Here is a 26328-nt window from a genome sequence, read left to right as displayed (position 1 = left end):
CGTCTCAAGGCTCAGCTCGTCAGCGCCTCTTTCTCCGGAAACTCCCTGCACCTCTCCTGAGTCTTTCCACGCATGACAGGAAAGAGGATCCGAGTCTCGACAAGGCATGAGGTGTGGCCATCGAAGCGAGACCTGGTCGGTCGGCGCGCGGCACCAGTTTCCATCGCCGTTGCGTGTTGTCGACCAGAACTATCTCGGTGATGATTATTTTGCTCCCGGGTGCGCGCGACGTCACGCTCGCATCGCCTCCGGCCCCCTCCGGCTTGCCGACCGGCCGCCGGTCGACCCCATAGGTCATGACCTCCCGGCCTGGTGGGACGACGACATCACGAACGCGCCCCTCGAACCCAGCCACTCCACCCTCGAAAGGGAACATGAAGTAGCCCGCGTGGGCCATCTGCGACCAACTGTAGATCGCCTCGTATTCCACTGATTCGACATAGACAGGCAGGCTGCTGGCGTTCTTGACGTAGATCCTGGGAACTATGAAGCCGAAGTTCACAGCGTTCTCATCTTGGCAGAGATCGAACTCTCCCCAAACGCCGACACTGTCGATCTGCTGACGCCTCTTCTGTTGCCGGTCTCTGACGATCACGTACCCGGCGGCCATGAAGGAGCCCGCGGAAAACCATCCGGGCACGTTCCCCCAGTCAAGTCCGAGCCAGCCCACGAAGAACCTCCAGTCCACGCGAGCGCCACTCGGCGCTCCTCCTGTCCCATGGCCCACGGCTGCCTTCGACGTGGACTTCGCGCTCCGTGCGTGATCGATGCACGCGGGATCACTTCTCACCCCCAGTCGAGGGCCAGCTGAGCCGGGATCGCCAGCGCCGCCCAAGCGACGTACTCCTCGTGCGCCCACCCGCACACCGTCGTCAAGTGGTCGTAGGCCTCGTGCGAGGTGATCAACCCGATCGCGTCGGCCAAGCGCCCGGCCGACGCCCCCTCGGACACCAGTCCCGCCGCCGAAAGCCGCTCAACGATCTCCGCGCGGCGCAGCACCGCGAGCTCGGTGCGGACCGCCGCCACCTCCGCGTCCGCCGCGGCCGCCGTCGTGAACGCGCGCCAGATCGGCAACGAATCGCGTACTCCCGCCGCGACGCGGGCGACCACCGACGGCAGGTCCGCCGGTCCGGCCGGGCCCGCCAAGGCGTCCAGGTCCACCGCGTCCGCGTCGCCCGCGAAGCCGGCCCGGAACGCGGCCAGCAGCAGCTGCGGTTTGCGGCCCGTCTGCGTCACCGTCTCCAGGCTCACCCCCGCCTCCGCGGCGATCTGCCGCATGCTCGTGCCCGCGTAGCCGCGCGCGGCGAACAGCTTCCCCGCCGTTGCCACGACGTGGGCCCGGGTCCGGCGCGCGCGGGCTTCGCGCACCGGTGAGGCATAACGGCGCCGCGCGCCTTCGGGTATCGTCATCAATTGGATAGTACATCGTATCGGTCAATTGAGGGGGAACCATGACCCGGGTACTCGTCTGCGTGCAGCCCGCGCGCGGCCACGTCGGGCCCACCAAGCCGATCGTCGAGGCGCTGGCCGCCGCCGGGCACGAGGTCACCGTCGTCACCGGGGCACGCCACCGGGAGACGTTCGAGAAGCTGGGCGCCGCCGTCGACCTCCTGCCGCCGGAGGCCGACTTCGACGAAACCGACCTGGACGGCACGATCCCCGGGCGCGCCGGGAAGCGCGGCCTGGAGCTCGCCCGCTTCGAGCTCGCGAACTTCGTCCGCGCGATGCCGCACCAGCTCGGCGTCATCGACCGGCACGAAGCCGACGTCATCCTGTGCGACCCGCTGATGCTGGCCGGGCTGGCCCTGGTCCGCCGGCAACGGCGGCCGCGCCTGCTGACGCTCGGCTTCCTGCCGTTCATGCCGCCCGTTCCGAGCGGCCCGCCCGGGCACCCGCTGCGCGCCGCGATCCTCAAGGCGCTCACGCCGTGGCTGACCGGGCCCGCGCAGAAGGTGGCGAAGGAGCTGCTCGGCGGCGACCCGGGCATGCTCTTCACGGACTGGCCGCTGCACAGCGACGGCGTCCTGCAGATGACCTGCCCGGGGTTCGAGTACCCGCGCGAGGGCGTGCCGCTGCATTTCATCGGCCCGACGACGGTCAGCGCGGCGAGCGAGCACCCGCTGCCGCCGTGGTGGGCCGACCTGGACGGCGACCGGCCGGTCGTGCACGTGACCCAGGGAACGGTCGCGAACGACGACCTCGGCCGGCTCGTCGAACCCGCCATCGACGCCCTGGCCGGCGAGGACGTCCTGGTCGTGGTGACGACGTGCGGCACGCCGCTGCGGCCGGGTCCGCTGCCGGACAACGTCCGGGTCGCCGACCTCCTGCCCTACGACGAGCTGCTCCCCCGCTGCGCCGCCATGGTCACCAACGGCGGGTACGGCGGGGTCAACCACGCCCTCCGCTACGGCGTGCCGCTGGTCGTGGTCGGGGCCAGCGAGGACAAGCGCGACGTCGCGGCCCGGGTCACCTGGTCCGGCGCGGGGATCGGCCGCGGCCGCGCGAAAGCTTCACCGCGGACCCTGCGGCGTGACGTCCGCAAGGTCCTGACCGACCCGCGCTACCGCACCCGCGCGCGCGAGCTGGCCACCGAAATGGCCGCCGCACCCCCGATGGCCGAAGTCGTCAAGCTCATCACCGACCCCTCCCGCGGTTCGTCGTGAGTGGTAAGGCGGGCTAGAACCCGCCTTACCACTCACGAGCCGTGGGCGGAGAGGTAGCTTGCGAAGCGCTCGTCGACCTCCTCGGGGGTCAGGCCGAAGTCCGCCAGGCGGTAGCGGTGCACCGGTTTGCGCTCCCCGGTGCGGCTCGCCTCGTGCACCGACGTCATCGCCGCGCGCGCCTCCGGCGTGAACTCCAGTCCGAAGTGGTCGTACACAGTGGACACCGTGCCGATCGGGTCCGCGACGAAGTCCTCGTACCGGACGTCGCAGAACTGCGCGGGGTTGTGCCGCGCGCGGGCCCAGCCGAACTCGTCCGCCCCGCGTGCCCACAGCTCGAGCTGCCCGCGCCCGATCACCTCGCCACGAAACTTCGCCGACCAGCCGTCCGCGGCCTTCTCGGCCAGGCTGCACATCGACGCCATGATCGTGCTCGGCGCCCGGTGCGTCTGGATGACCAGCGCGTCCGGGTAGTTCGCCATCAGCGCGTCCAGCGCGAAGAGGTGACTGGGGTTCTTGAGCACCCAGCGCTTGCCCGCGTCCGGCAGCCCGATCAGCTGCAGGTTGCGCTTGTGCCGGGCGTAGGCGTCCGTCCAGTCCTGCTTGGCCAGCCAGCGCGAGTACCGCGGCAGGTGCGCGAGGCATTCGAAGGACACCGACCGCATCGACTGGCGCAGCAGCTGCCAGCACTCCTCCACCTGGTCGGCGGACATGTGGTGGACGCCCATGAATTCCGGGTGCTCGACGTGGTGGCGCTCGTACCCGGCCTGGATCCCCTGGAAGATCGGGTTGTCCGCCCACGCGTTCCGCGGCGGCCGCGGCTGCGGGACCTCGGCGAGCCACACTTCCAGCCCCTGGTGCGCCGGGTCCTCGGCGAGCAGCCGGTGCAGGGCCGTCGTGCCGGTGCGGGGCAGCCCGGTGACGAAGATCGGCCGCTCGATGCGGACGTCCGCGTACGCCGGGTTCTGCTTCCACGACGCCTCGCTCAGCAGCCGCGCCACCAAGGCGCCGCGCAGCATCGCCCGGTGCACCTTGTTGCCGTACGGCGTCAGTTCCTCGTCGGCCTCGTACGACTCCAGCAGCACGCGCAGGCCTTCGGCGTACTCGTCCGCGCCGAAGTCGTCGAGCCCGGTGAGCTTCGACGCCGAGGCGTGCAGGTCGTCGAAGGTGCCGACGTCTTCCCGGCCCGGGAGCATGAACCCTCCTAGTGGTGGTACTCGCCGCCGTTGACGTCGAGGCACTGCCCGGTGATCGCCCGCGCCATCGGCGAGGCGAGGAACACCACGGCATCGGCGATCTCGTCGGGCTCCGGCAGCTTGCGCAGGTCTATGGTGGACGCCGTTTCGTTGTAGACGTCTTCCGGTGTGACGCCGCGTTCCTTGGCCAGGTAGGCGAAGTACCACTGCAGGTTCGGTCCCCAGATGTACCCGGGCGCCACGGTGTTGACGCGCACGCCGTCCGGCCCCAGCTCGCTGGCGAGGCTCTGGGACAGCGAAAGCAGCGCCGACTTCGCCATCTTGTAGGCCCCGAAGGTCCGCCGCGAATGCCGCAGCACGGCCGAGTTGATCATCACCAGCGAACCCTTGCTCTCCTTGAGCGCGGGCAGGAACAACCGGGTCAGCCGGAGCACCGAGATCGCCGCCGTCTCGAACCCCGCACGGACGGCGTCGAGGTCCACAGTGGCCAGATCGGTCAGCGGCGGAACGGCGAAGGCGTTGTGCACCACCGCGTCCACCCGGCCGAACGCCTCCACCGCCTCGCGCACCAGGTTCGCCGCGGAGTCCGCGTCGTCGATGTCGGTGCGGACCGCGACCGCCCGGCGGCCGAGGTCGGTCACCTCCTTCGCGACCTCGCTCAGCCGTGACTCGGTCCGCGCGGCGAGCACGACGTCCGCGCCGGCCTGCGCGCTGCGCACGGCGATCGACCGGCCGAGCCCCGGGCCGATCCCCGAGACCACGACCACTTTGCCTTGCAGCAGATCGGACACGCTCACCCCAGCATCCGGGCGGCGACGGCGTCCTGCCGGGCCGCGATCCGCGCCGCCCACTGCTCCGGCGTCACCCGCGCTTCGGCGTGGTGGGGCAGCCGGTCGGGCAGCTCGTCGGTCTTGACCACCTCGACGACCGGGCCGTCGTCCGGGCCGAGGTCACGGGCCAGCCGCTGCCAGCGGATCTGCACGTACCCGCGGTCGTGCCCGGTCAGCTCCAGCCAGTTCGCCAGCCCGGGGTCGCGCTCGGCGAGCACGAACCGGATCTTGCCGTCCGGGTCGACCCGCGCCTGGTCGGCGGTCAGGCTCGTCTGGTGGTTGATGTAGTCGAGCGAGACGTACCAGAGGCTGCCGAGCTGGATGCCCTGGTACGGCGCGTCCGCGCAGCGCGGCACGGTGACGATCATCGCCTCTTCGGGGCCGAGCTCGTAGTGCCCGGCCGAGGAGAACTGCGTGGTGAGCCCGCCCGGCGTGGAGCGCGGCTCGGTCATCGTGTTCACCGGCAGGTTGTCGTAGAACCACTTCGGGAACGCCAGGAACGTCTTGAGCCGGCTCAGCAGGATCTTGCCGGTGACGCCGTAGCGCTTGGCCAGCGCGGACCGGTCCGGCACCGGCGGCGCCTGGCCCGCCGTGTCGAGGCACCGGATGCGGATTTCGCCACGGCGTTCGGTCATCCAGTCGCTGTAGACCTCGCGGACGACGAGCATCGACGAACCTTCGCCGAGCACGAAGTAGTTCGGGCCCGGGTTCTCGCGGGCCGGGCCGAAGCGCAGCTCGAACCGGCCGTCCGGGCCGATCTCGAGCTGCCGATCGTCGAACGCGGCGAGGCTGTCGGGCACCTCCACCGGCGAGTAGTCGCCGTTGAGGATCTGGAAGCTCAGGTCGGCGGTCGTCCCGCGGACCCCGGTGACCAGGTACTCGCGGTCGTCGCGGATGTTCGCGTTGAAGTAGAGCGTGTCCGGGTTGTCCAGGCCCATCTTCGTGTACGGCCCGGTCGACGCGGTGAAGTACGGGAAGTCGCGCTGGTAGGCCCAGGCCATCTGCAGCGACGCCCGGATGCTGCCGGCGAGGTAGTCGTACCCCTCGAGGAGGCCCTGCTCGGTCTGCGCGGGCGGGGCTTCTGCGATCAGCTTCTCGGCCTCGACGATGGCGTCGGCGAACGGCCGGGTCAACGAGAACTCGTTCTCGATCATGCCGGGACAGCCCAGCGGTTCGCGAGCAGCCGGAAGCCGGGGATGGCGTCCCATGACGTCATCGACTCGTAGGTCCGGACGTACCCGATGTGCGACATCCGCCAGGCACCGTCGGAGTCGCGGCGGTAGGTGTCCTCGTAGAACGCGGCGCCCTCGATGATCACCTTGTGGTCGGGCACGATGACCTTGTCGGTGAACGACCACCGCCCGGTCGCGGTGTCGCCGTCGATCTCGATCTCGGGCTGAGCTGCGTGGTGCACCGTGATGATGCCGTTGCCGAGGCTCTGGGTGAGGAACTCGACGATGGCGTCGCGGCCCTCGAACTGCTTGCCCTCACTCCCGACCGCGCGGGTCCCGTAGTCGGCCGTGGCGTCGACCGTGAAGGTGTCGGCCACCTCGTCCCACAGCTTCAGGTCCACCCCGCGCAGGTACCGGTACTTCAGCCGCTTGATCTCTTCGAGTACGACCAGGTCCATGCCCCTAGCGTCCCGCACGGCTTGACCAAAGACAAGAACATGTTCTACTTTTTTCCGGTGTCCGTGACCTCGTACGAGCTCTCGCACCTGGCCGCGCTCGAAGCGGAGGCCGTGCACGTCTTCCGCGAAGTCGCGGCGACCTTCGAGCGCCCGGTCCTGCTCTTCTCCGGCGGCAAGGACTCCGTGGTCATGCTGCACGCGGCCGCGAAGGCGTTCTGGCCGGCGCCGCTGCCGTTCCCGGTGCTGCACGTCGACACCGGCCACAACTTCGACGAGGTGATCCGGTTCCGCGACGAGACCGTCGCCGCCCTCGGCCTGCGTCTCGAAGTCGCGAGGGTGCAGGACGACATCGACGCCGGCCGCGTCGTCGAGGAGACCGGGCCGGGCGCCAGCCGCAACCGGCTGCAGACGGTGACACTGCTGCGGGCCATCCGCGAGGGCGGGTTCGACGCCGTCTTCGGCGGCGCCCGCCGCGACGAGGAGAAGGCCCGCGCGAAGGAGCGCGTGTTCAGCTTCCGCGACGAGCACGGCCAGTGGAACCCGCGGGCGCAGCGCCCGGAGCTGTGGAACCTCTACAACGGGCGGCACCGGCGCGGCGAGCACATCCGCGTCTTCCCGCTGTCGAACTGGACCGAGCTGGACATCTGGCAGTACATCCGTGATGAGCGGATCGCCCTCCCGCCGTTGTACTACGCCCATCGGCGTTCCGTCGTCCAGCGCGACGGCATGCTGCTGGCGGCCACCCGCTTCCTGTCCCTTGTGGACGGCGAGACGCCGTACGAGGCGACCGTGCGGTTCCGCACGGTCGGCGACGCCACCTGCACCGGCTGCGTCGAATCGTCGGCGACGACACCGTCGGAAGTGGTCGCCGAGGTCGCCGCCACCCGCGTCACCGAACGCGGCGCCACCCGTGCCGACGACCGGATTTCCGAAGCCGGCATGGAAGACCGCAAGCGGGAGGGCTACTTCTGATGCAGCTGCTGCGGATCGCCACCGCCGGGAGCGTGGACGACGGCAAGTCCACGTTGATCGGGCGGCTGCTGTTCGACTCGAAGGCGATCTTCACCGACCAGCTCGCCGCCGTCGAACGCGCCAGCCGGGACCGCGGCGAGGACTACCCGGACCTCGCGCTGCTCACCGACGGCCTGCGCGCCGAACGCGAGCAGGGCATCACCATCGACGTCGCCCACCGCTACTTCGCCACACCCCGGCGCAAGTTCATCATCGCGGACACCCCGGGCCACCTGCAGTACACCCGCAACATGGTGACCGGCGCGTCCACCGCCGACCTGGCGCTGATCCTCGTCGACGCGCGCAAGGGCGTGCTGGAGCAGTCGCGGCGGCACGCGTTCCTCGCGTCGCTGCTCGGGATCGGGCACCTCGTGGTGTGCGTGAACAAGATGGACCTCGTCGAGTGGTCGCAAGAGCGGTTCGCCGAAATCCGCGAGGACTTCCGCCGGTTCGCGATGAAACTCGACGTCGCCGACTTGACGTTCGTGCCGGTTTCCGCGCTGCACGGCGACAACGTCGTCCACCGCAGCGCGAGCATGCCGTGGTACGAGGGCACTTCGCTGCTGCACCAGCTGGAAGAAGTGCACGTCGCCTCCGACCGCAACCTCATCGACGCGCGGTTCCCGGTGCAGTACGTGATCCGCCGGTCCGACTTCCGCGGCTACGCGGGCACTATCGCCGGCGGCGTGTTCAAACCCGGTGACGAGGTCGTGGCGCTGCCGTCGGGGTTCACGTCGAAGGTGCGCGCGGTGTGGGGCCCGGGCGGGAAACCCCTTTCCGAGGCCTTCACGGGCCAGGCGGTGGCCGTGGAACTGACCGACGACCTCGACCTCGGCCGCGGGGCCATGCTGTGCCGCCCCGGCAACCGCGCGGAATCGGCCCGCGAGGTCGACGCCCTGGTCTGCTGGTTCTCCGAACGCGCCGCGCTGCGGCCGGGCGCGACCTACGCGGTGCGCCACACGACCACCGAGACGCGGGGCACGGTGGAGCGGCTGGAGTACCGCCTCGACGTCACCACCCTCCACCGCGACGAGACGGCCGAAGCGCTGTCCTTGAACGACATCGGCCGCATCCGGCTGCGCACACGCTCGCCGCTGCTGTTCGACCCCTACCGCCGCAACCGGGCCACCGGCGGCTTCCTGCTGGTCGACGAGCACACCGGCGACACGGTCGCGGCGGGCATGATCACCGGCGCGGTCGCCTCCCCCGTCGTCTGGCACACGGCGGCGGTGCGGCGTGAAGACCGCCCCACCCGGGGCGCGACGGTGTGGCTGACCGGGCTTTCGGCGTCGGGCAAGTCGTCGGTGGCGGTCGAGCTGGAACGCCGGCTGGTCGCGGCGGGCCGCCCGGCGTACCTGCTCGACGGCGACAACCTGCGGCACGGCCTCAACGCCGGGCTGGGCTTCAGCCCCGAAGACCGCGCGGAGAACGTCCGGCGCGTGGCGGAGGTGGCGCGCCTGTTCGCGGACGCGGGTGTGGTGGCGATCGCGTCGCTGATCAGCCCGTACGAGGCCGATCGCGCCCGGGCGCGGACGATCCACGACGGACTGCCGTTCGTGGAAGTCTTCGTCGACACGCCGCTGGAGGTGTGCGAGGCGCGTGACCCCAAGGGCATGTACGCGAAGGCGCGCGCCGGGGAAATCACCGGGTTCACGGGCATCGACGCGCCTTACGAGCGCCCGTCGTCGCCCGATCTGGTGCTGCGCCCGGGCGACGGCGACCCGGCGGCGATGGCGGCGGCGATCCAGGCCCTGCTCGACGACCTCGGCTGAAATCCGGTTGCCCCCGGCACCTAGGCTGGGCGGCATGACGTCGGTCAGGCAGGTCCAGGTCACCTTCGACTGCGCGGATCCCGAGCGGGTCGCCCGGTTCTGGTGCGAGGTGCTGGGGTACGAGCTGCAGGGGGACACCGCCTGCGTCGACCCGGCGGGCGTGGGCCCGCGGCTGTACTTCCAGCGCGTCCCCGAAGGCAAGGTCGTCAAGAACCGGGTGCACCTCGACGTCCGGGTCGGCACCGGGCTCGTCGGCGAAGAGCGGCTGGCCGCTCTCGAGGCCGAGTGCGCGCGGCTGGAGAAGCTCGGCGCGGTCCGCGGGCAGCTGCTGCTCGCCGACGAGGAAAACGAGTCGTGCCAGAACATGCAGGACATCGAGGGCAACGAGTTCTGCCTCGACTGAGCGGCCGTTCGCTCGCCTGCCGGCCCACGCGAGATCGAGTGGGGAACGGCCTGCTCAGACCGTCTGGAACACCCACTTCTGGTCCGCGTAGTTCAGGCAGTCGAACTGGAACGCCCGTGAGCCGTTGTAGTTGTCGGCACCCCGGATGACGAGGCAACGCTGGGTGTAGGAGTTCTGGATCTTGACGTACCGGCCGCCGCTGTCCTCGTCGAAGATGTTCCAGTTCTGGTCCTCGTAGCCGGCGCAGTCGTACTGGAAGGCGGGTGCGCCGTTGACGTTGTTCGCGCCCTGGAGCGCGAGACACCTGCCGGTGTACGCGTTGCGGATCCGGCTGCGCCCCGGGGTGATGTACTCGACGTTCCAGTGCTGGTCCGCCGCGCTGTCGATGCAATCGTACTGGAACGCCGGTGAGCCGTTGACGTTGTTGGACCCCTGGATCGCGAGGCAGCGGCCGGTGTAGAGGTTGATGATCCTGATGGACGCCAGGATGTTCACGTCGCCGGTCTTCGCCTGGACGGCGGGCGCGAGACCGAGTGTGAGGACGAGTGTCGCGAGGGCGACGAGAGCACGACGCAGCAAGAACACGGCAACCCCCCGGATGCTCTTTGATCAATGCCCCTGCAGCGTACACATCCGCGGACGCCGCCGCTACGCGGTGAACCCGGCAAGGTGTTCCGGGAAACGCTGCGCGGCCTACCCTGCTTCCAGGACGAAGAACAGGAAGCTCGGGAAGGTGTCGAGGATTTCGAAGTCGCCGGGGAACAGCTCCTGGGCCTCCGGGACCGGGTGCGGTTCGCTGACGACGGCGATCCGGAAGCCGGCCGCGGTGAAGGCGTCGGTCATCGCGTGCAGCGGCTTGTTCCAGAACGTCATCCGCGCTTTTTCGCCGTGGAGCTCGAACTCGTCGGTCCAGGTGTACTGCTCGAAGTAGTCCGGCCGGGGACCTTCGTGGCGGTGCGTCAGGTTGATCATCATCGGGTGGTTGACCGAGGCGATGAGACGGCCGCCGGGCTTGAGCACGCGCCGGAACTCGGCGAGCACCGGGTCCCAGTCGCGCAGGTAGTGCAGCACCAGGGACGCCACGACGTCGTCGAACTCGGCGTCGGGGTACGGCAGCGGGTCGGTCAGGTCGGCGACCCGCAGGTCGGCGTCGGCGCCGAGCCGCGCTTTCGCGTGCGCCACCATGGCGGCGCTCTGGTCGAACCCGCTGACGACGGCGCCCTTGTCCCGCAGCGCCGCGAACAGCGGACCGGACCCGCAGCCGGCGTCGAGGATCCGGCGTCCGGCCGCGTCACCGACGAGCGCGAGGGTCGCGGGCCGCTCGTAGTAGGCGTTCATCAGGCTGGTTTCGTTCTCCGCCGTGTAGGCGCCGGCGAAGTCGTCGTATGCGGCAGTCACCCGGCCCATGGTGCCCGAGTCAGCGCGACGGTGCCACGAAGCCCGATTCGTACGCCCGGATCACCGCCTGGGTGCGGTCGCGCGCGCCGAGTTTCGCGAGCACGTTGCCCACGTGGGTCTTCACCGTCTGGACGCCCAGGTACAGCTCCCCTGCGATCTCCACATTGGACAGTCCACCGGCCATCAGCCGCAGCACCTCGCGCTCGCGTTCAGTCAACCCGGCGTTGGCCAGGCCGTCGCCGGCCGGGGCGGGCGCGTGCTGGGCGGCCAGCCGCCGGATCGCCGCCGGGAACAGCAGCGAATCCCCGGCCACGACGGTCCGGATCGCCGCGACGATCTCCTCCGGCCGGGCCCGCTTGAGCAGGAACCCGCTGGCCCCGGCGAGGAGCGCGTCGTAGACGTAGTCGTCGTTCTCGAAGGTGGTCACCACGATGACCTTCGGCGGCTCGTCCACAATGGACATCAGGTGCGTGGTGGCCCGGATCCCGTCGACGGCGGGCATCCGCACGTCCATGAGCACGACGTCGGGCCGCAGCCGGGCGACCAGCCCGGGCACTTCGGCACCGTCGGCGGCCTCGCCGAGCACGGCGAGCCCGGGTTCGCTGTCGACGATCGCCTTCAGCCCGGCCCGGATCAGTGGTTCGTCGTCCACCAGCAGCACGCCGACGCTCATCGCCCACTCCCCCACGGCACCCGCACCACGACCTCCCACTGCCCGTCCACCGGCCCCGCCGACAGCTCCCCGCCCAGCACCGCCATCCGCTCGGCCATCCCCCGCAGCCCCCGGCCACCGCCGGACCGGTGCGTCCCGCTCCCCAGCGGGTTGGCGACCCGCGCGCGGAGCTCGTGCGCCGCGACCGCGACGACCACCGTCACCGGGACCCTACCGGCGTGCCGGACCGCGTTGGTCAGGCATTCCTGCAGGATCCGGTACACCTCGCGCGACACCACCGGCGGCACCGCGGCCAGGTCGCCGCCGAGGTCGGCCGTCACGTCGGTGCCCGCGAGCCGGGTCGTTGCGACGAGTGACGGCAGTGCGGTCAGCGTCGGCTGCGGTGTCCGGCCCGGCGCTTCCTCCCGCAGCAGGCCGAGGACGTGGTCGAGGTCGTCGAGCGCGGTGCGGGCGGACTCCTCGATGGCGCCGAGCGCGCGTTCGGTGAAGTCCGGGTCGGTGCGCAGCGTCCGCCGGGCGGCGCCGGCCTGCAGGGTGACGACGCTGAGCGCGTGCCCGACCGAGTCGTGCAGGTCCCTGGCCAGGCGGTTGCGTTCGGCGAGCTGCTCGGTCCGCCGTTCGAGCCGGGCGATCCGGTCGGCGGCGGTCGTGCCGAGCAGCCCGGTCGCGGCCCGGCGCAGCAGCCCGCCCACCGCGCCGACGGCGTAGACCAGCAGCACCACGCCGGCTCCGAAGACCACCGGCAGCCACACCGAGGCCCAGCCCGTCGGCACGGTGACGGCGGCCCCCTCGTCGGTTTGGAAGAGCCGCCCGGTGAAGACGGCACTGATCGACAGCCCGACCGCGACCGGCGCGGCGAGGCTGAAGCAGCTGACGACGAACCCGGCGCCGACGTGCAGCACGAACATCACGGCCGCACGCCGCCGGCCTGGGCGGGTGTGCGGTTTCGCGGGCGCGTCCGGCACCGGGTCGTCGAGCAGCTCGCGGACCGCGGTCGACTCGAGGACGTGCACGGCGGGCAGGAACGCCGTCCCGCCCAGGACGGCCAGGGTGAGCAGGCCGCCGACGACGGTGGCCTGCTCCAGCGTCGTGACGAACGGCAGCAGCGCCGGCACGGCGACCGCGGCGAACAGCAGGTAGGGCACGCTGATGGCGCCGCCGAGGACGAGGTAGACCCAGCGGCGGTAGGTCGCCTTGCTCGTCAACGGCCGGAGGATGCGCACCGGCCGATCTTCGCAGCCCGGTGCCTCGCCGCGCCTCCCTCTCGCGGTGGACCCGCCTCACCCGTCGCTCTCGGCCGGCGTGACCACCGTGCGGCGGAAGTGGTTGAAGATGACCGACGTCCGGACGTCGACGATCTCCCGGCGCTGGGTCAGCCGGTCGAGGACGAACCCGCTCAGCTGGTCGTTGTCGGCGACGGCGATGTGCAGCAGGAAGTCGTCGCTGCCGGACATGACGAAGACGGAGAGCACCTCGGGCAGGCCGGTGACGAAGGCCCGGAACGACTCGATGACGGCCCGGTCGGGCGGCCGCAACCGCACGGCGACCATCGCCTGCACGGGCCGGCCGATCTTCTTCAGGTCGACGTCGACGGTGTGCCCGCGCACGATCCCCCGCCGGGTCAGGTCCCGCACCCGTTCGAGGCAGGTCGACTGCGCGATGTGCAGGCGGCGGGCGAGTTCCTTGTTCGTCTGCTTGGCATCCTCCTGGAGGAGGGTCAGCAGGGCCGTGTCAAGTTCGTCCATCGGGCCCGGACTCCGCTTCGGTGACTCGTACTATTCGCCATTTTGCCGGTTCCGCCGAATCTAGCACGGTGTGAGCCGGGGCAGCGCCGGTTGTTCTCTACCTTGACGCGCATGATCACCGATTCACGGCCCGTCCGCCTGTCCGTGGCCTCCGTCCTGGGAGCGGCGCTGATCTGGAGCAGTTCGTTCGCGGTCACCAAGGTGGCGCTCGACCGGATCCCGCCGATGACCCTGGGCGCGCTGCGGTTCCTGCCGGCGGCGGCGATCCTCGGGGTGCTGGTGCACACGGGACCGGACCGCCGTCGCCTGCCTTCGTCGCGGGAGCGGTTGTTCATCGGCTCGGCGGGCCTGCTGGGGATCACGGCGTACTTCGCGCTGGAGAACGTGGGCGTCGACCTGGCGTCGGCTTCGGACGCGACGCTGATCGTGGCTGCGTACCCGGTGTTGACCATGGCTTTGTCCGGCCGCGGTGAGTTCTCCCCGCTGCGGCTGACGGGAATGCTGGTGGCGATCGCGGGAGTCTCGCTGGTGGTCCGGGCGAACGGCGCGCACTCGCTGTGGGGTGACGTCTTCCTGATCGCGGGCGGAGTGGCGTGGGCCGGGTACAACGTCCTGGCGCGGCGGGACGGTTCGGGCGCGTCGCCGATCGTGGCGACCTACTACCAGACCCTCGCCGGCGCGGGCGGGTTCGCGCTGCTGTCGTTGTCCGAAGTGGACCGGTGGAGCGCGCCCGGCGGGACGGACTGGCTGCGGATCGGCTTTCTGGCGGGAGCCTGTTCGGTGGCGGCCTTCTTGCTGTACAACCACGGACTGCGGCGGCTGGACGCCAGTGCCGCGGTGAACCTGCTGAACATCGTCCCGGTGGCCGGACTCGGCTGGGCCGTCGTGCTGGCCGGGGAACGGCTCACGCTGGTGCAGGTGCTCGGCGGAGCGGTGGTCATCGCCGGGGTGATGCTGGGATTGCACCGCAGAAAGACCGAAGGTGGCCTCCGGCGCGGCACCGGAGGCCACCGCGGAACCGCTCAGTGAGCCGTGCGGAGCTCCTCCGTCGCGGCCGCCAGCCCGTTCACCCACAGCGACTGCACCTTCGCCGCCTCGGCCGCGGACGGCTTGGCGTTCTTGCACGCCGTTCCCGGGCCGTGGCCGGACATCAGCTCGGTGCACGGCCCGCTGTAGTGGTCCGGCAGCCCCAGGTTGTGGCCCAGCTCGTGCGCCGCGATGCGGGTCGGGTCGTACCCCTCCGCCACCTGGCTCGTGTCGAGGTAGATCTGCCCGCGCCCGTGGCCGTTCGTGTTCGTGTACGAACCGCCGCTGTGCACCTCGTGGAACACGATCGTGGCGCTCGTGTTCCGCTTGACCAGCTTCACGTCCGTGACGGCGGCGTTCCAGTTGGCCGCGCCCTGGTCGATCTGGGCCAGGTAGTCCGGGGCGCCCGAGGAGCTGTAGTACAGCGTCGTGACCGCGGCCGCCGAGGCGGCCGGGGCGGTGGCCAGGCCCAGGCCCAGCGGGGCCGCGATGGCCAACGCGACCACCCGGCCCATCACGCGTCCGTTCATGTGTCTCCTTCGTCCGGTTCAGCGAGCACTTCACCGTCGTTCGCGCGATCAGGTTAGAAGCCCACCACCGCCGGGGCCACGGCCGAAAGTCGTTCCCCCACGGGAGGGAGCCGCCTCCCGCCGCCGCGTGAGCCGCCGGCGCGTGCCGCCGTGGTCTGCTCGGCGTCGGCGAAAGGGAACCGATGGACATCCTGCTGGGCCTGCTGACCCTCCCCCTGTACGTGCTCCTGCTGTGGCCGCTCGTCGCCGCGGCCCGGCGCGTGCTCGGCGTCCGGATCGGCGCCGTGCGCGCCCTGTGCGCCGCCGCCTTCGGCTGGCTCGTCGCCGGCGGCATCGCGCAGGCGTTCCCCGGTTCGCTGCTGCACCACGGCGGCGCGGCCCTCGGCCTGCTGATCCCGTTGGCGGGCAGCGCTTTCCTCGCGACGCTCATCTTCCTGTTCGTCGCCGAAATGGCGCTGCCCCACGGCTTCGGGCTCGGCCGGCTGCGGGGACGGCTCTCCCGGACCCGCCGGTACGCGCAGATCAGCCGGATCGCGGTCAAGCACGGCCTCGGCCGCTACCTGACCGGCCGCCGCGAACCCGGCCTCGCGCCGGGGCGGCACGCCAAGCTCGCGCGCTCCCTGCGCCGCGCGCTGGAAGAGGGCGGCGTGACGTTCGTGAAGCTCGGCCAGCTGCTGTCCACCCGCGCGGACCTGCTGCCGCCGGTGTTCGCCGACGAACTCGGCCGGCTGCAGGACCAGGTCGCCCCCGCCCGCGCCGACGCGGTGTGGGCCCTGCTCGCCGACGAACTCGGCGGCTCCCCCGACGACGTCTTCGCCGAATTCGACCCCGAGCCGCTGGCCGCCGCGTCGGTCGCGCAGGTCTACCGCGCGAAGCTGCGCAGCGGCGAAGACGTCGTCGTGAAGGTCCAGCGGCCGGGCGTGCGGGAGCAGGCCGAACGCGACATCGCCATCGTCCGGCGCGTCGCCGCGGCGCTGGAGGACCGCGCGGACTGGGCGCGCTCGCTCGGCGTCGCGGAACTGGCCGACGGGTTCGCCGCCGCCCTGGCCGAGGAACTCGACTTCACCATCGAAGCCCGCAACATCGCCGCCGTCGCCGCCGCCGGCTCCCCGGACGTCGGGCTGCCGAGGGTCCACAAGGGACTCTCCACCGGCCGCGTGCTGGTCATGTCCCGCCTGGACGGCAAACCGCTCGCCACGGCGAAGGACACGCTGCCGCCGGCCGAGCGCAAGCGGCTGGCCCGCTCGCTCCTGCGCTGCCTGCTCGACCAGGTGATGATCGGCGGCGTCTTCCACGCCGACCCGCACCCCGGCAACCTCATGCTGCTGCGCGACGGCCGGCTGGGCCTGCTCGACTTCGGCTCGGTCGGCCGGCTCGACACCGGCCTGCGGGGCGGCTTGCAGAACCTGCTGCTCGCCCTGGACCGCGGCGACCCGGCCGGCCTGCGCGACGGGCTCCTCGAAGTCGTCGACCGCACCGGCGAGATCGACGAGCAGCGCCTCGAACGCGCCCTCGGCGCCCTGGTCGCCCGGCACTTCGGCCCCGGCCGCACCCCGGACCTCGACCTGTTCACCGGCCTGTTCCGCGTGGTCGCGGACTTCCGGCTCAGCGTGCCGCCGCCGGTGGCCGCGGTGTTCCGCGCGCTGGCCACGGTCGAGGGCACCCTGGCCGCGCTGGACCCCGGCTTCGACGTCGTCGCCGAGTCCCGCGCGTTCGCCGCCGAGCAGGTCGGCGCCGGGCTGCGGCCGGGCCCCCTGGGCCGCACGGCGCTCGGCGAGCTGACGGCGCTGCTGCCGGTGCTGCGCCGCATCCCCCGCCGCATCGACCGGATCGGCGCGGCACTGGAGGAGGGCAGGCTGTCGGTGAACGTGCGGCTGTTCTCCGACGAGCGCGACCGCGACGTCGTCACCGGCCTGGTCCACGAGGCCCTGCTGGCCTTCGTCGGCGCGGCGACCGGGCTGATGGCGGTGTTCCTGCTGACGGGTTCGGGCGGGCCGCGCATCGCCGCGGACCTGACGCTGCACCAGGTCTTCGGCTACAACCTGCTGGTGATCAGCGCCCTGGTGGGATTGCGGCTGCTGTTCGTCGTCTTCCGGCGATCCGGACGAGCGTCACGATCAGCCCGATGACGCGGTGTCGTCGAACGGCGTTACCCCGTCCGCGGCGCGTACATGATCACCGCGACCCCCGCCAAGCACAGCAGCGCCCCGAGCACGTCGTACCGATCGGGGCGGTAGCCGTCCGCGACCACGCCCCAGGCCAGCGACCCCGCCACGAACACCCCGCCGTACGCGGCGAGAATGCGGCCGAAGTGGGCGTCCGGCTGGAGGGTCGCGACGAAGCCGTACACGCCCAGCACCACCACGCCGCCGCCGATCCACAGCAGGCCTCGGTGTTCGCGGATGCCCTGCCAGATCAGCCAGGCGCCGCCGATTTCGCACACCGCCGCGGCCAGGAACAGGAGGATCGACCGCAGGACCACTCCGGGATACTAACCGCCGTGCCGTTCACGCTGAGTCATCCCGCCGCCGTACTGCCGCTGGCGAGGCACCCCTTGGTGCCGTCGGCGCTCGTCGCCGGGTCGGTCGCGCCGGACCTCTTCTGGTTCGTGCCCGCGCCGGAAGGGCTCGGTCTCTCGCGGACCCACGAATTCACGGCCGTCCTCTGGCTCGACCCGCTCCTCGCGCTGGCCCTGCTCGCCGTCTTCCACGTGCTGCTGAAGCGGCCGCTCACGGCGCTGGCCCCGCAGCGCCTGGCCGAACGGCTCCCCCGTCGGCCCTTCAGCTGGAAGCGGCCGGGGTGGATCGCGCTGTCGCTCGTGCTCGGCGCCGCCACGCACGTCGGGTGGGACGCCTTCACCCACGAAAGCGGCGGCCCGGCCTTCCTGCGGATTCCGCTCGTCACCGGTGTCGACGTCGGGCGGCTGATCCAGCTGGTCAGCACCCTCGCCGGGGCCGCCGTGCTCGCCTGGTGGCTGTGGCGCTGGTACCGCGGCGCGCCCGTCACGCCGGCGCCGCCGGGCCTGCACCGCCGGAAGACCGTGGCCGCGTTCCTGGCCCTCGGCACGCTCATCGGCGCCGCGGCGCAGGTGGTGCCGTTCCTCGCCGCCCACGACCCGATGACCCCGGCGGGCGTCTTCGGCAACGCGACCTACCTGCTCGTCACCGGCGCCGGCAGCGGGTTCGCGGTCGCCCTCGGCCTCTACGCGCTGGCCTGGCACGCACGGTATAGGGCGTTATACGCGAAACGGGCCACCCCGGAGGGTGACCCGTTCGACGCGAAAGAACTCAGACCGTGAAGCCGAGGGCGCGCAGCTGCTCGCGGCCGTCCTCGGTGATCTTCTCCGGGCCCCACGGCGGCATCCAGACCCAGTTGATCCGGAAGTCCTTGACCAGGCCGCCGGAGGTCAGCGCCGCCGACGTCTGGTCCTCGATGACGTCGGTCAGCGGGCAGGCCGCGGACGTCAGCGTCATGTCGATGGTCGCCGTGTTGTCCGGCTCGACGCGGATGTCGTAGACCAGGCCCAGGTCGACGACGTTGATGCCGAGTTCCGGGTCGACGACGTCGCGCATGGCTTCCTCGACGTCCTCGAGCTTGGCGAGCTCGAGGTCCTGCGTCGCCGTGGTCTCGGCGTCGAGGTCGGCGGCGGTGCGCCCCTCACGAGTGGCGGTTTCTTCGGTCATGCCTGTTCAGCTCCACTGCTCGTCCGGGCGACGGCGTCCTTGAAAGCCATCCAGCCGAGGAGGGCGCACTTCACGCGGGCCGGGTACTTGGCGACGCCCGCGAAGGCGACCCCGTCCTCCAGCACGTCCTCGTCCGGCTCGACCTTTCCTTTGCCCTGCATCAGTTCCACGAAGGCGTCCATGGTGGTGAACGCCTCCTCAAGCGTGTGGCCGACGACGAGATCCGTCAAGACCGACGTCGAGGCCTGGCTGATCGAGCAGCCCTGGCCGTCGTAGGAAACGTCGGTGACCTTCCCGTCGTCGAGCTTCACCCGCAGCGTCACCTCGTCGCCGCAGGTCGGGTTGACCTGGAACGACTCGGCGTCGAACGGGTCGCGCAGGCCGCGCCCGTGCGGGTGCTTGTAGTGGTCCAGGATGATCTCCTGGTACATGCTCTCCAGGTTCACTGCCCCACCCCGAAGAACTTCTGCGCCTCGCGGACCCCGGCCACCAGGGCGTCCACCTCGGACAGGTCGTTGTAGAGGTAGAACGAGGCGCGCACGGTCGCCTGCGCGTTGCACGCCCGGTGCAGCGGCCACGCGCAGTGGTGGCCGACGCGGACGGCGATGCCGAGGCTGTCGAGCACCTGGCCGGCGTCGTGCGGGTGCACGCCGTCGATCACGAACGACACGGTCGCGCCGCGGTCCTCGAGGTCCGTCGGGCCGATGATCCGGACACCCGGGATCGCGCCGATGCCTTCGAGGGCCGCCGCGGCGAGGTCCTTCTCGTGCGCCGCGACGCGGTCCATGCCGATCGCCGTGAGGTAGTCGACGGCCGCGCCGAGGCCGATGGCCTGCGACGTCATCGGCACGCCGGCCTCGAACCGCTGCGGCGGCGGCGCGAAGGTCGAGCCCTCCATCCGGACCATCTCGATCATTGAGCCGCCGGTCAGGAACGGCGGCATCGCTTCGAGCAGCTCGGTGCGGCCGTAGAGGACGCCGATGCCGGACGGGCCGAGCATCTTGTGCCCGGAGAACACCGCGAAGTCGACGCCGAGGGCGTGGAAGTCCACGGCGAAGTGGGGCACCGACTGGCAGGCGTCGAGCACGGTGAGCGCGCCGACGGACTGGGCCTTCTCGACCAGCAGCGAGACCGGGTTGACCGTGCCGAGCACGTTCGACTGGTGCGCGAACGCGACCACCTTCGTGCGCTCGGTGATCAGCTCGTCCACATCGGACAGGTCGAGGCGGCCGTTTCCGGTGACCTTGAACCACTTCAGCGTCGCCCCGGTGCGCTGGCACAGCTGCTGCCACGGCACGAGGTTCGCGTGGTGCTCCATCTCGGTGACGACGACCTCGTCACCCGGGCCGACCACGAACCGCGCGGCCTCGGGGCCGGCGGTGGCGGCGTTGCTCATCGAGTACGCGACGAGGTTGATGCCTTCGGTGGCGTTCTTGGTGAACACCAGCTCTTCGGGGTCGGCGCCGACGAACTCGGCGATCTTCGCCCGGGCGGACTCGTAGGCGTCGGTCGCTTCTTCCGACAGCTGGTGCGCACCGCGGTGCACGGCGGCGTTCGAGGTGAAGACGTACTCGCGTTCGGCCTCGAACACCGCGGTGGGACGTTGCGACGTCGCCCCCGAGTCCAGGTACACCAAGGGTTTCCCGTCGCGAACCGTGCGCGACAGGATGGGGAAGTCGGCCTTCAGGGCCGCCACGTCCAGTGGCAAAGAGCGGGCCGAGGTGGTGGTCATCGGGCCGACTCCTCTCATTCTCGGTGTGTACTGGCGAAAGTCAGACCGCGGCGGGCTCGGTCTTGCCGGTGTACTTGACGTACCCGTTCTCCTCCAGCTCGTCGGCGAGCTCCTTGCCGCCCGACTCGACGATCTTGCCGCCGGCGAAGACGTGCACGAAGTCCGGCGTGATGTGCCGCAGGATCCGGGTGTAGTGCGTGATCAGCATGACGCCGACCTCGCTCGAAGCCTTGTACTGGTTGACGCCCTCGGAGACGATCCGCAGCGCGTCGACGTCGAGGCCGGAGTCGGTCTCGTCGAGGATGGCGAACTTCGGCTTGAGCAGCGCCAGCTGCAGGATCTCGTGACGCTTCTTCTCGCCGCCGGAGAAGCCCTCGTTGACCGAGCGCTCGGCGAACTCCTGCGAGATCTCGAGCTTGCCCATCTCCTCCTTGACCTCCTTGACCCAGTGGCGCAGCTTGGGGGCCTCGCCACGGACCGCGGTGGCCGCGGTGCGGAGGAAGTTGGACATCGACACGCCGGGCACCTCGACCGGGTACTGCATGGCCAGGAACAGGCCGGCCCGCGCGCGCTCGTCGACGCTCATCTCGAGGACGTTCTCGCCGTCGAGCAGCACCTCGCCGGAGGTCACCTGGTACTTGGGGTGGCCGGCGATGGCGTAGGACAGGGTGGACTTGCCGGAGCCGTTGGGGCCCATGATCGCGTGCGTCTCACCCGACTTGATCGTCAGGTTGACGCCCTTGAGGATCTCCTTGGCGCCTTCCTCGGTGGTCACCGAGGCGTGCAGGTCCTTGATTTCCAGGGTTGCCATTTCTTCGTTTTCCTAAAGTCTCAAGTGGACGGCGTCAGGCGCCAACGGCTTCGAGCTCGGCTTCGATCGCCGCTTCGAGGCGCTCGCGCACCTCGGGGACGTCGATCTTGACCAGGATCTCGTGGAAGAACCCGCGCACGACCAGGCGCCGCGCGGCTTCTTCGGCGATCCCGCGCGACTGCAGGTAGAACAACTGCTCGTCGTCGAACCTTCCCGTCGCGCTCGCGTGGCCGGCGCCTTCGATCTCGCCGGTCTCGATCTCGAGGTTCGGCACCGAGTCCGCGCGCGCCCCCGGCGTGAGGACCAGGTTGCGGTTGAGCTCGTAGGTGTCGGTGGCCTCGGCCGCCGCGCGGATCAGGACGTCGCCGATCCACACGGTGTGCGCGCCTTCGCCCTGCAGGGCGCCCTTGTACATCACGTTCGACTTGCAGTTCGGGACCGCGTGGTCGACGAAGAGCCGGTGCTCCTGGTGCTGGCCGGCGTCGGCGAAGTAGAGGCCGAGCATCTCGACGTCGCCGCCCTTGTCCGCGAACGTCGCCGTCGGCGAGACGCGGACCAGGTCACCGCCCAGGGTGATGACGATGTGCTTGAGCGTCGCGTCGCGGCCGAGCTTGAGGTGCTGCTCGGAGACGTGCACCGCGTCGTCGGCCCAGTCCTGGACGCTGACCACGGTGACCTTGGCGCCGTCGCCGATGACGAACTCGACGTTGTCGGCGTAGGTGCCGGAGCCGACGTGGTCGAGCACGATGACGGCTTCGGCGAACGCCTCGGCGCGGACCTGCAGGTGCCCGTAGGCGACCTGGCCCTCGCCGGGGCCGTGGATGCGCAGCACGGACGGCTTCGACGCCTGCGTCTCCTTCGGCACCGTCACGACGGTGGCCTTGGTGAACGCGGAGTACGCCTGCGCGGCGATCCGGTCGCTCGGGACGCCGGCCTGGCCCAGCCGCGGGTCGTCGCGGCCGACGGTCACGACGCCCAGCTCGGGCGCGGCCTCGACGTCCACGGTGACCTCGCCGGTGGCCTGCGCGCTGCCGTCGTGCAGGCCGCGGAGGCGCTTCATCGGCGTGAAGCGCCAGTTCTCCTCACGGCCGCCCGGGACCTCGAAGGCCTCGACGTCGTAAGAAGTGAACCGCTCCGCGCGGGAGGCCGCCGGGATGACGGCCCCCTCGCGAAGGGCTTCGGAAACGTTGTTCTCGGTAACCGACATGACTAGCCGACGGACCCTTCCATCTGGAGCTCGATCAGGCGGTTCAGCTCGAGCGCGTACTCCATCGGCAGCTCACGGGCGATCGGCTCGACGAAGCCGCGCACGATCATCGCCATCGCCTCGGCCTCGTCGAGGCCGCGCGACATCAGGTAGAACAGCTGGTCCTCGCTGACCTTGGACACCGTGGCCTCGTGGCCCATGGACACCTCGTCGTTGCGGATGTCCACGTACGGGTACGTGTCCGAACGCGAGATGGTGTCCACCAGCAGCGCGTCGCAGACCACGCTGGAGCGCGAGTGGTGCGCCCGCTTCGCGACCTTGACCAGGCCGCGGTAGGACGTCCGGCCGCCGCCGCGCGCCACCGACTTCGACACGATGGTCGAGGACGTGTACGGCGCGAGGTGCTCCATCTTGGCGCCCGCGTCCTGGTGCTGGCCCTCGCCCGCGAACGCGACCGACAGGACCTCGCCCTTGGCGTGCTCGCCCATGAGGAACACCGACGGGTACTTCATCGTCACCTTGGAACCGATGTTGCCGTCGATCCATTCCATGGTCGCGCCCTCTTCGCACTTGGCGCGCTTGGTGACCAGGTTGTAGACGTTGTTCGACCAGTTCTGGATGGTCGTGTAACGGCAGCGGGCACCCTTCTTGACGATGATCTCCACGACCGCCGAGTGCAGCGAGTCGGACTGGTAGATCGGCGCCGTGCAGCCCTCGACGTAGTGCACGTAGGCGTCTTCGTCGACGATGATCAGGGTGCGCTCGAACTGGCCCATGTTCTCGGTGTTGATCCGGAAGTAGGCCTGCAGCGGGATCTCGACGTGCACGCCCTTCGGCACGTAGATGAACGAGCCGCCGGACCACACCGCCGTGTTCAGCGCGGAGAACTTGTTGTCCCCGGCCGGGATGACCGAGCCGAAGTACTCCTGGAACAGCTCCGGGTGCTCCTTGAGCGCGGAGTCGGTGTCCAGGAACAGGACGCCCTGCTGCTCCAGGTCCTCGCGGATCTGGTGGTAGACGACCTCGGACTCGTACTGCGCGGCGACCCCGGCGACGAGGCGCTGCTTCTCCGCCTCGGGGATGCCCAGCTTGTCGTACGTGTTCTTGATGTCCTCGGGCAGTTCCTCCCAGGAGGTGGCCTGCTTCTCCGTGGACCGCACGAAGTACTTGATGTTGTCGAAGTCGATCCCGGAGAGGTCGGCCCCCCAGTTGGGCATGGGCTTCTTCTCGAAGAGCTTGAGCGCCTTCAGTCGCGCTTCGCGCATCCACTCCGGCTCGGACTTCTTCGAGGAGATGTCGGTGACGACGTCCTCGTTCAGGCCGCGACGGGCGCTGGCGCCCGCCTCGTCGGAGTCCGCCCAGCCGAACGCGTACTTGCCAAGGGACTCGATGGTCTCTTCCTGGCTCAGTGGCGCGGTGGTGGGAGTGCGCTGCTCGGCAGCGGCAGTCATGCGGGTTTCCCTCCATTCGGGATCCGTGCTGTGCGCCCCTCGGGGGACGCCGTTCTCACCGGCTCGGGATGGGCCGGCTGACCCGCCGTGACGGGTACGTGGGTGGTGCACGCGGAGTCCCCGCGTGCGATGGTCGCCAGCCGCTGGACGTGGGTGCCCAGCAGCTTCGCGAACGCCTCCGTCTCGGCCTCGCACAGCTGCGGGAACTCCGCGGCGACGTGGGCGACCGGACAGTGGTGCTGACAGAGCTGCGCGCCCACGTTCTGGCCTGCCGTGGGCGCGCCGACCTCTCGGGTCGACGCAGCGTAGCCTTCCCTGCTCAGCGCGGTCGCGAGGGCCTCCGCGCGCGTCGCGGGATCACCCTGACCGGTGATCGCCGCGCGGTGCGGGCCGACCAGCCTCTCGATGCGCTGCTCGGCGAAGGCGCGCACGGCGTCTTCCCCGGCGTGCTCGGCCAGAAAGCGGATCGCGGAGACGGCCAAGTCGTCGTAGGCGTGCCCGAAGCGGGCGCGGCCGGGCTCGGTCAGCAGGAAGAGCTTCGCCGGGCGGCCCCGGCCCCGGGGCCCGCGGCGCGGCGCGTCCCGCGTCTCGGCTTCACCATCCGCGAGAAGCGCGTCCAGGTGCCGCCGGACGGCGGTGGGGCTGATCCCGAGCTGCTCGGCGACCACGACGGCGGTCATGGGACCCTGTTCCAGCAGCAGCCGGGCGACCTCGTGGCGGGTCTTGCCCTCGGCGCTGACCTGCGACGGGACGTGCGGGTGCGCGGCGCGGGGCACGTCGCCGCCCGCCTGGTCACCCACCTCCGTCTTTTTCACAACACAAGTGTGTCTTATTTCCGGGTGATCGGCAAAGGCGGGGTGTCCGGCAGTGACCCGACTCACTCGCCGGGCGACCGATACCCTGCACGCGTGGCAGTGGGTGAACAGGAGCAGCAAGTGGCACGGCTCGAAACCGGGAGTGCCCACCCCGTGACGCTCTCCCCCGTGCGCCCCCGCGAGCCGCTCCCCCTGGAGGCCGCCGAGCAGCGCGGGCTGAACGTCGTCCGCCGTTTCGGCACGGTCGGGTCGCTGTTCCTCGCCCTCGGCTCCCTCGGCGCCGGCGCCGCCCCGGTGATCAATCCGGTGCAGGAGATCCCGGTGCTGCGGCTGTTCACCCGGATCCCGACCGTGTCGCTGGCCATCGCCATCTCCGGGATGGGCATCCTGGTGCTGAGCTGGCTGATGCTCGGCCGGTTCGCCCAGCCCAGCCGCGAGCGGCTGGCGTCGCAGGGCCAGCTCGCGCGCACCACCGCGCTGTGGGTGCTGCCGCTGCTGGTCATCCCGCCGCTGTTCTCCCGTGACGTCTACAGCTACCTGGCGCAGAGCGAGATCGTGCACCGCGGGATGGACCCGTACGTCCTCGGCCCGGCGCAGGCCCTCGGCGTCGCCGACCTGTTCACCGCGGGCGTGTCGAACATGTGGCGCGAGACGCCGGCGCCGTACGGACCACTGGTGCTGCGCCTGGGCGGCTGGCTGGCGCCCCTGGCCGGGAACAGCATCGCGGTCGGCGTGCTGCTGCAGCGGCTGCTCGCGCTCGCCGGGGTCGTCCTCATCGTCTGGGCGCTGCCCCGGCTGGCCCGCCGCTTCGGCGTCCAGCCCGCGACCGCGCTGTGGCTCGGCGCGCTCAACCCGCTGCTGATCTTCCACTTCGTCGCCGGCGCCCACAACGACGCGCTCGCCGTCGGCCTGATGCTCGCCGGTCTCGAGGTGGGCATCCGGCGGCTGCCGATCCGGGTCAAGGGCGACACCCCGCCCCCGCTGGCCCGCGGCGAGCTGCTCTACATCGGGCTCGGGGTCGCGATCATCACCCTCGGCGTCGCGGTGAAGCTGCCCGCGGTGTTCGCGCTGCCGTTCTTCGCCGTGATGGTGGCGCGGCGCTGGCACGGCAGGCTCAAGGACCTGTTCGTGGCCGGCGCCCCGATGGCGCTGTGGTTCGGCGTGGTCCTGGTCGTCGTCTGCTTCGGCAGCGGCCTCGGCTTCGGCTGGGTCGGAGCGACGTTCAACACGCCCGGCCTGGTCCGGTCCTGGATCTCTCCCACCGCCGAGCTGGCCAACCTCTCCGGCGTCCTCGGCATCGCACTCGGGCTCGGCAACCACACCGACGCGCTGGTGCCGATCCTCGGCGTGCTCGGGTACCTCGTGGCGCTGGCGATCACGTTCAAGTTCCTCTGGGACAGCTTCAAGTGGCGCTACCGGCCGATCATCGGCCTCGGCGTCGCCCTCGGCGCGGTGATGATCCTGCAGATCAACCTGCAGCCCTGGTACGTGCTGTGGGCGGTGATCCCGCTGGCCGCCGCGGCCGGGACGTCCCGCTTCCGCGTCGCGGCGACGGTGATCAGCGCGGCCCTGCCGTTCCTGCTCCCGCCGACCGGCAGCACCTTCGACGGCCGCCCGTACGTGCTGCCGTTCGCCTACGTCGCGGCGATCGTCGTCTGCGGCGGCGGAATGCTGATCGTGCGGCGGCTCGCGCCCGTGTTGCTCGCCAGGCCGTCCCCGCCGGTGCCCGAGCCCGTCGACGCCGTATCGTGACCC

28 protein-coding genes are annotated in these 26328 nt (G+C 70.7%); 8 read left to right on the top strand and 20 right to left on the bottom strand.

From position 1 onward, the window contains the following. Positions 1–19: 19 nt before the first annotated feature. Positions 20–688 carry a hypothetical protein gene (locus ACFPLC_RS29885; protein WP_378190674.1) on the bottom strand — a complete coding sequence of 223 codons (669 nt, stop codon included), beginning with the start codon at positions 686–688 and terminating at the stop codon, positions 20–22. A 98-nt stretch (positions 689–786) separates the two neighbouring features. Beyond that, on the bottom strand, positions 787–1410 hold the full coding sequence (locus ACFPLC_RS29880; protein WP_378190676.1) for a TetR/AcrR family transcriptional regulator: 624 nt from the start codon (positions 1408–1410) through the stop codon (positions 787–789). Between the two features lie 41 nt (positions 1411–1451). On the opposite strand from ACFPLC_RS29880, the gene ACFPLC_RS29875 reads away from it, so the two are divergent. Further along, positions 1452–2663: a nucleotide disphospho-sugar-binding domain-containing protein gene (locus ACFPLC_RS29875; protein ID WP_378190678.1), complete on the top strand. Its 1212-nt coding sequence runs from the start codon at positions 1452–1454 to the stop codon at positions 2661–2663. A 32-nt stretch (positions 2664–2695) separates the two neighbouring features. Here the strand turns inward: ACFPLC_RS29875 and ACFPLC_RS29870 are convergent, their stop codons facing one another. The 4 genes from ACFPLC_RS29870 to ACFPLC_RS29855 are packed head-to-tail and all read right to left on the bottom strand — an operon-like array spanning position 2696 to position 6316. Then, positions 2696–3856 carry a sulfotransferase family protein gene (locus tag ACFPLC_RS29870; RefSeq protein WP_378190681.1) on the bottom strand — a complete coding sequence of 387 codons (1161 nt, stop codon included), beginning with the start codon at positions 3854–3856 and terminating at the stop codon, positions 2696–2698. Between the two features lie 8 nt (positions 3857–3864). After that, the gene (locus tag ACFPLC_RS29865; RefSeq protein WP_191314192.1) at positions 3865–4653 is read right to left on the bottom strand and encodes an SDR family oxidoreductase; all 789 of its coding nucleotides are present in this window, start codon (positions 4651–4653) and stop codon (positions 3865–3867) included. Continuing rightward, positions 4650–5840, bottom strand: coding sequence for a hypothetical protein (locus ACFPLC_RS29860; protein ID WP_378190683.1), 1191 nt, complete (start codon positions 5838–5840; stop codon positions 4650–4652). Before ACFPLC_RS29860 ends, ACFPLC_RS29865 begins: the two co-directional genes overlap by 4 nt. Then, positions 5837–6316 carry a nuclear transport factor 2 family protein gene (locus ACFPLC_RS29855; RefSeq protein WP_378190686.1) on the bottom strand — a complete coding sequence of 160 codons (480 nt, stop codon included), beginning with the start codon at positions 6314–6316 and terminating at the stop codon, positions 5837–5839. Before ACFPLC_RS29855 ends, ACFPLC_RS29860 begins: the two co-directional genes overlap by 4 nt. Before the next feature lie 39 nt (positions 6317–6355). On the opposite strand from ACFPLC_RS29855, the gene cysD reads away from it, so the two are divergent. Genes cysD through ACFPLC_RS29840 form a run of 3 tightly spaced genes read left to right on the top strand, consistent with a single transcriptional unit; the run spans position 6356 to position 9502 of the window. After that, on the top strand, positions 6356–7288 hold the full coding sequence (cysD, locus tag ACFPLC_RS29850; protein WP_378190918.1) for a sulfate adenylyltransferase subunit CysD: 933 nt from the start codon (positions 6356–6358) through the stop codon (positions 7286–7288). Further along, entirely contained in the window at positions 7288–9099 is a 1812-nt protein-coding gene (gene cysC, locus ACFPLC_RS29845; protein ID WP_378190688.1) for an adenylyl-sulfate kinase, read from the top strand. The genes cysD and cysC overlap by 1 nt, the downstream gene beginning before the upstream one ends. 34 nt (positions 9100–9133) lie before the next feature. Further along, a complete protein-coding gene (locus ACFPLC_RS29840) occupies positions 9134–9502 on the top strand; it encodes a VOC family protein (protein ID WP_191314197.1) in 369 nt (122 codons plus the stop codon). A 54-nt stretch (positions 9503–9556) separates the two neighbouring features. On the opposite strand, the gene ACFPLC_RS29835 is transcribed toward ACFPLC_RS29840, so the two are convergent. The 5 genes from ACFPLC_RS29835 to ACFPLC_RS29815 form a co-directional block, all read right to left on the bottom strand. Beyond that, positions 9557–10087: an RICIN domain-containing protein gene (locus tag ACFPLC_RS29835; protein ID WP_378190691.1), complete on the bottom strand. Its 531-nt coding sequence runs from the start codon at positions 10085–10087 to the stop codon at positions 9557–9559. A 108-nt stretch (positions 10088–10195) separates the two neighbouring features. Then, positions 10196–10900 (bottom strand): class I SAM-dependent methyltransferase, encoded by a 705-nt coding sequence (locus tag ACFPLC_RS29830; RefSeq protein WP_378190693.1) that lies wholly within the window; start codon positions 10898–10900, stop codon positions 10196–10198. A 19-nt stretch (positions 10901–10919) separates the two neighbouring features. Continuing rightward, positions 10920–11573 (bottom strand): response regulator, encoded by a 654-nt coding sequence (locus tag ACFPLC_RS29825; protein WP_378190694.1) that lies wholly within the window; start codon positions 11571–11573, stop codon positions 10920–10922. Then, positions 11570–12796 (bottom strand): sensor histidine kinase, encoded by a 1227-nt coding sequence (locus ACFPLC_RS29820; RefSeq protein ID WP_378190697.1) that lies wholly within the window; start codon positions 12794–12796, stop codon positions 11570–11572. The genes ACFPLC_RS29825 and ACFPLC_RS29820 overlap by 4 nt, the downstream gene beginning before the upstream one ends. A gap of 57 nt (positions 12797–12853) precedes the next feature. Next, positions 12854–13318: an Lrp/AsnC family transcriptional regulator gene (locus tag ACFPLC_RS29815; protein WP_086842407.1), complete on the bottom strand. Its 465-nt coding sequence runs from the start codon at positions 13316–13318 to the stop codon at positions 12854–12856. A gap of 111 nt (positions 13319–13429) precedes the next feature. On the opposite strand from ACFPLC_RS29815, the gene ACFPLC_RS29810 reads away from it, so the two are divergent. Continuing rightward, positions 13430–14347: a DMT family transporter gene (locus ACFPLC_RS29810; RefSeq protein WP_378190700.1), complete on the top strand. Its 918-nt coding sequence runs from the start codon at positions 13430–13432 to the stop codon at positions 14345–14347. On the opposite strand, the gene ACFPLC_RS29805 is transcribed toward ACFPLC_RS29810, so the two are convergent. After that, positions 14341–14874 carry a snapalysin family zinc-dependent metalloprotease gene (locus ACFPLC_RS29805; protein WP_378190702.1) on the bottom strand — a complete coding sequence of 178 codons (534 nt, stop codon included), beginning with the start codon at positions 14872–14874 and terminating at the stop codon, positions 14341–14343. The genes ACFPLC_RS29810 and ACFPLC_RS29805 overlap by 7 nt on opposite strands. A gap of 182 nt (positions 14875–15056) precedes the next feature. Between ACFPLC_RS29805 and ACFPLC_RS29800 the strand changes: the two genes are divergently transcribed. Next, positions 15057–17003, top strand: coding sequence for an ABC1 kinase family protein (locus ACFPLC_RS29800; protein WP_378190704.1), 1947 nt, complete (start codon positions 15057–15059; stop codon positions 17001–17003). 20 nt (positions 17004–17023) lie between these two features. Here the strand turns inward: ACFPLC_RS29800 and ACFPLC_RS29795 are convergent, their stop codons facing one another. Then, positions 17024–17356: a YnfA family protein gene (locus ACFPLC_RS29795; protein WP_378190706.1), complete on the bottom strand. Its 333-nt coding sequence runs from the start codon at positions 17354–17356 to the stop codon at positions 17024–17026. 18 nt (positions 17357–17374) lie between these two features. Here ACFPLC_RS29795 and ACFPLC_RS29790 point away from each other — a divergent pair, with 18 nt between their 5' ends. Further along, complete coding sequence (locus ACFPLC_RS29790; protein ID WP_378190709.1) at positions 17375–18172, top strand: DUF4184 family protein; 798 nt, start codon at positions 17375–17377, stop codon at positions 18170–18172. Here the strand turns inward: ACFPLC_RS29790 and ACFPLC_RS29785 are convergent. The 7 genes from ACFPLC_RS29785 to ACFPLC_RS29755 are packed head-to-tail and all read right to left on the bottom strand — an operon-like array spanning position 18162 to position 24573. Continuing rightward, positions 18162–18557, bottom strand: a complete 396-nt coding sequence (locus ACFPLC_RS29785) for a metal-sulfur cluster assembly factor (protein WP_360267617.1) — start codon at positions 18555–18557, stop codon at positions 18162–18164. The genes ACFPLC_RS29790 and ACFPLC_RS29785 overlap by 11 nt on opposite strands. Next, positions 18554–19003 carry a Fe-S cluster assembly sulfur transfer protein SufU gene (gene sufU / locus ACFPLC_RS29780; RefSeq protein WP_191314207.1) on the bottom strand — a complete coding sequence of 150 codons (450 nt, stop codon included), beginning with the start codon at positions 19001–19003 and terminating at the stop codon, positions 18554–18556. Before sufU ends, ACFPLC_RS29785 begins: the two co-directional genes overlap by 4 nt. Next, positions 19000–20289 carry a cysteine desulfurase gene (locus ACFPLC_RS29775; RefSeq protein ID WP_378190714.1) on the bottom strand — a complete coding sequence of 430 codons (1290 nt, stop codon included), beginning with the start codon at positions 20287–20289 and terminating at the stop codon, positions 19000–19002. Before ACFPLC_RS29775 ends, sufU begins: the two co-directional genes overlap by 4 nt. A gap of 40 nt (positions 20290–20329) precedes the next feature. Further along, on the bottom strand, positions 20330–21100 hold the full coding sequence (gene sufC / locus ACFPLC_RS29770; protein WP_378190717.1) for a Fe-S cluster assembly ATPase SufC: 771 nt from the start codon (positions 21098–21100) through the stop codon (positions 20330–20332). A gap of 34 nt (positions 21101–21134) precedes the next feature. Further along, complete coding sequence (gene sufD, locus ACFPLC_RS29765) at positions 21135–22307, bottom strand: Fe-S cluster assembly protein SufD (RefSeq protein WP_191314210.1); 1173 nt, start codon at positions 22305–22307, stop codon at positions 21135–21137. Between the two features lie 2 nt (positions 22308–22309). Beyond that, positions 22310–23758, bottom strand: a complete 1449-nt coding sequence (sufB, locus tag ACFPLC_RS29760) for a Fe-S cluster assembly protein SufB (RefSeq protein WP_378190719.1) — start codon at positions 23756–23758, stop codon at positions 22310–22312. Then, positions 23755–24573, bottom strand: a complete 819-nt coding sequence (locus tag ACFPLC_RS29755; protein WP_378190721.1) for a helix-turn-helix transcriptional regulator — start codon at positions 24571–24573, stop codon at positions 23755–23757. Before ACFPLC_RS29755 ends, sufB begins: the two co-directional genes overlap by 4 nt. A 120-nt stretch (positions 24574–24693) precedes the next feature. Here ACFPLC_RS29755 and mptB point away from each other — a divergent pair, with 120 nt between their 5' ends. Continuing rightward, on the top strand, positions 24694–26325 hold the full coding sequence (mptB, locus tag ACFPLC_RS29750) for a polyprenol phosphomannose-dependent alpha 1,6 mannosyltransferase MptB (RefSeq protein ID WP_378190724.1): 1632 nt from the start codon (positions 24694–24696) through the stop codon (positions 26323–26325). Positions 26326–26328: the final 3 nt, after the last annotated feature.

Origin of the sequence: Amycolatopsis plumensis (assembly GCF_042652605.1) — a bacterium.
Taxonomy (GTDB): domain Bacteria; phylum Actinomycetota; class Actinomycetes; order Mycobacteriales; family Pseudonocardiaceae; genus Amycolatopsis; species Amycolatopsis plumensis.
The sequence above is the reverse complement of the archived record's forward strand: the minus strand, read 5'-3'. Positions and strand labels throughout refer to the sequence as shown.

Coding starts and splice junctions, on each gene's coding strand:
- ACFPLC_RS29775 (WP_378190714.1), bottom strand. CDS start 20,289: ATGACCACCACCTCGGCCCGCTCTTTGCCACTGGACGTGGCGGCCCTG.
- sufC (WP_378190717.1), bottom strand. CDS start 21,100: ATGGCAACCCTGGAAATCAAGGACCTGCACGCCTCGGTGACCACCGAG.
- ACFPLC_RS29810 (WP_378190700.1), top strand. CDS start 13,430: ATGATCACCGATTCACGGCCCGTCCGCCTGTCCGTGGCCTCCGTCCTG.
- ACFPLC_RS29825 (WP_378190694.1), bottom strand. CDS start 11,573: ATGAGCGTCGGCGTGCTGCTGGTGGACGACGAACCACTGATCCGGGCC.
- ACFPLC_RS29870 (WP_378190681.1), bottom strand. CDS start 3,856: ATGCTCCCGGGCCGGGAAGACGTCGGCACCTTCGACGACCTGCACGCC.
- ACFPLC_RS29860 (WP_378190683.1), bottom strand. CDS start 5,840: ATGATCGAGAACGAGTTCTCGTTGACCCGGCCGTTCGCCGACGCCATC.
- cysD (WP_378190918.1), top strand. CDS start 6,356: ATGTTCTACTTTTTTCCGGTGTCCGTGACCTCGTACGAGCTCTCGCAC.
- ACFPLC_RS29840 (WP_191314197.1), top strand. CDS start 9,134: ATGACGTCGGTCAGGCAGGTCCAGGTCACCTTCGACTGCGCGGATCCC.
- ACFPLC_RS29880 (WP_378190676.1), bottom strand. CDS start 1,410: ATGACGATACCCGAAGGCGCGCGGCGCCGTTATGCCTCACCGGTGCGC.
- ACFPLC_RS29785 (WP_360267617.1), bottom strand. CDS start 18,557: ATGACCGAAGAAACCGCCACTCGTGAGGGGCGCACCGCCGCCGACCTC.
- ACFPLC_RS29805 (WP_378190702.1), bottom strand. CDS start 14,874: ATGAACGGACGCGTGATGGGCCGGGTGGTCGCGTTGGCCATCGCGGCC.
- ACFPLC_RS29800 (WP_378190704.1), top strand. CDS start 15,057: ATGGACATCCTGCTGGGCCTGCTGACCCTCCCCCTGTACGTGCTCCTG.
- ACFPLC_RS29855 (WP_378190686.1), bottom strand. CDS start 6,316: ATGGACCTGGTCGTACTCGAAGAGATCAAGCGGCTGAAGTACCGGTAC.
- cysC (WP_378190688.1), top strand. CDS start 7,288: ATGCAGCTGCTGCGGATCGCCACCGCCGGGAGCGTGGACGACGGCAAG.
- ACFPLC_RS29815 (WP_086842407.1), bottom strand. CDS start 13,318: ATGGACGAACTTGACACGGCCCTGCTGACCCTCCTCCAGGAGGATGCC.
- sufB (WP_378190719.1), bottom strand. CDS start 23,758: ATGACTGCCGCTGCCGAGCAGCGCACTCCCACCACCGCGCCACTGAGC.
- sufD (WP_191314210.1), bottom strand. CDS start 22,307: ATGTCGGTTACCGAGAACAACGTTTCCGAAGCCCTTCGCGAGGGGGCC.
- ACFPLC_RS29875 (WP_378190678.1), top strand. CDS start 1,452: ATGACCCGGGTACTCGTCTGCGTGCAGCCCGCGCGCGGCCACGTCGGG.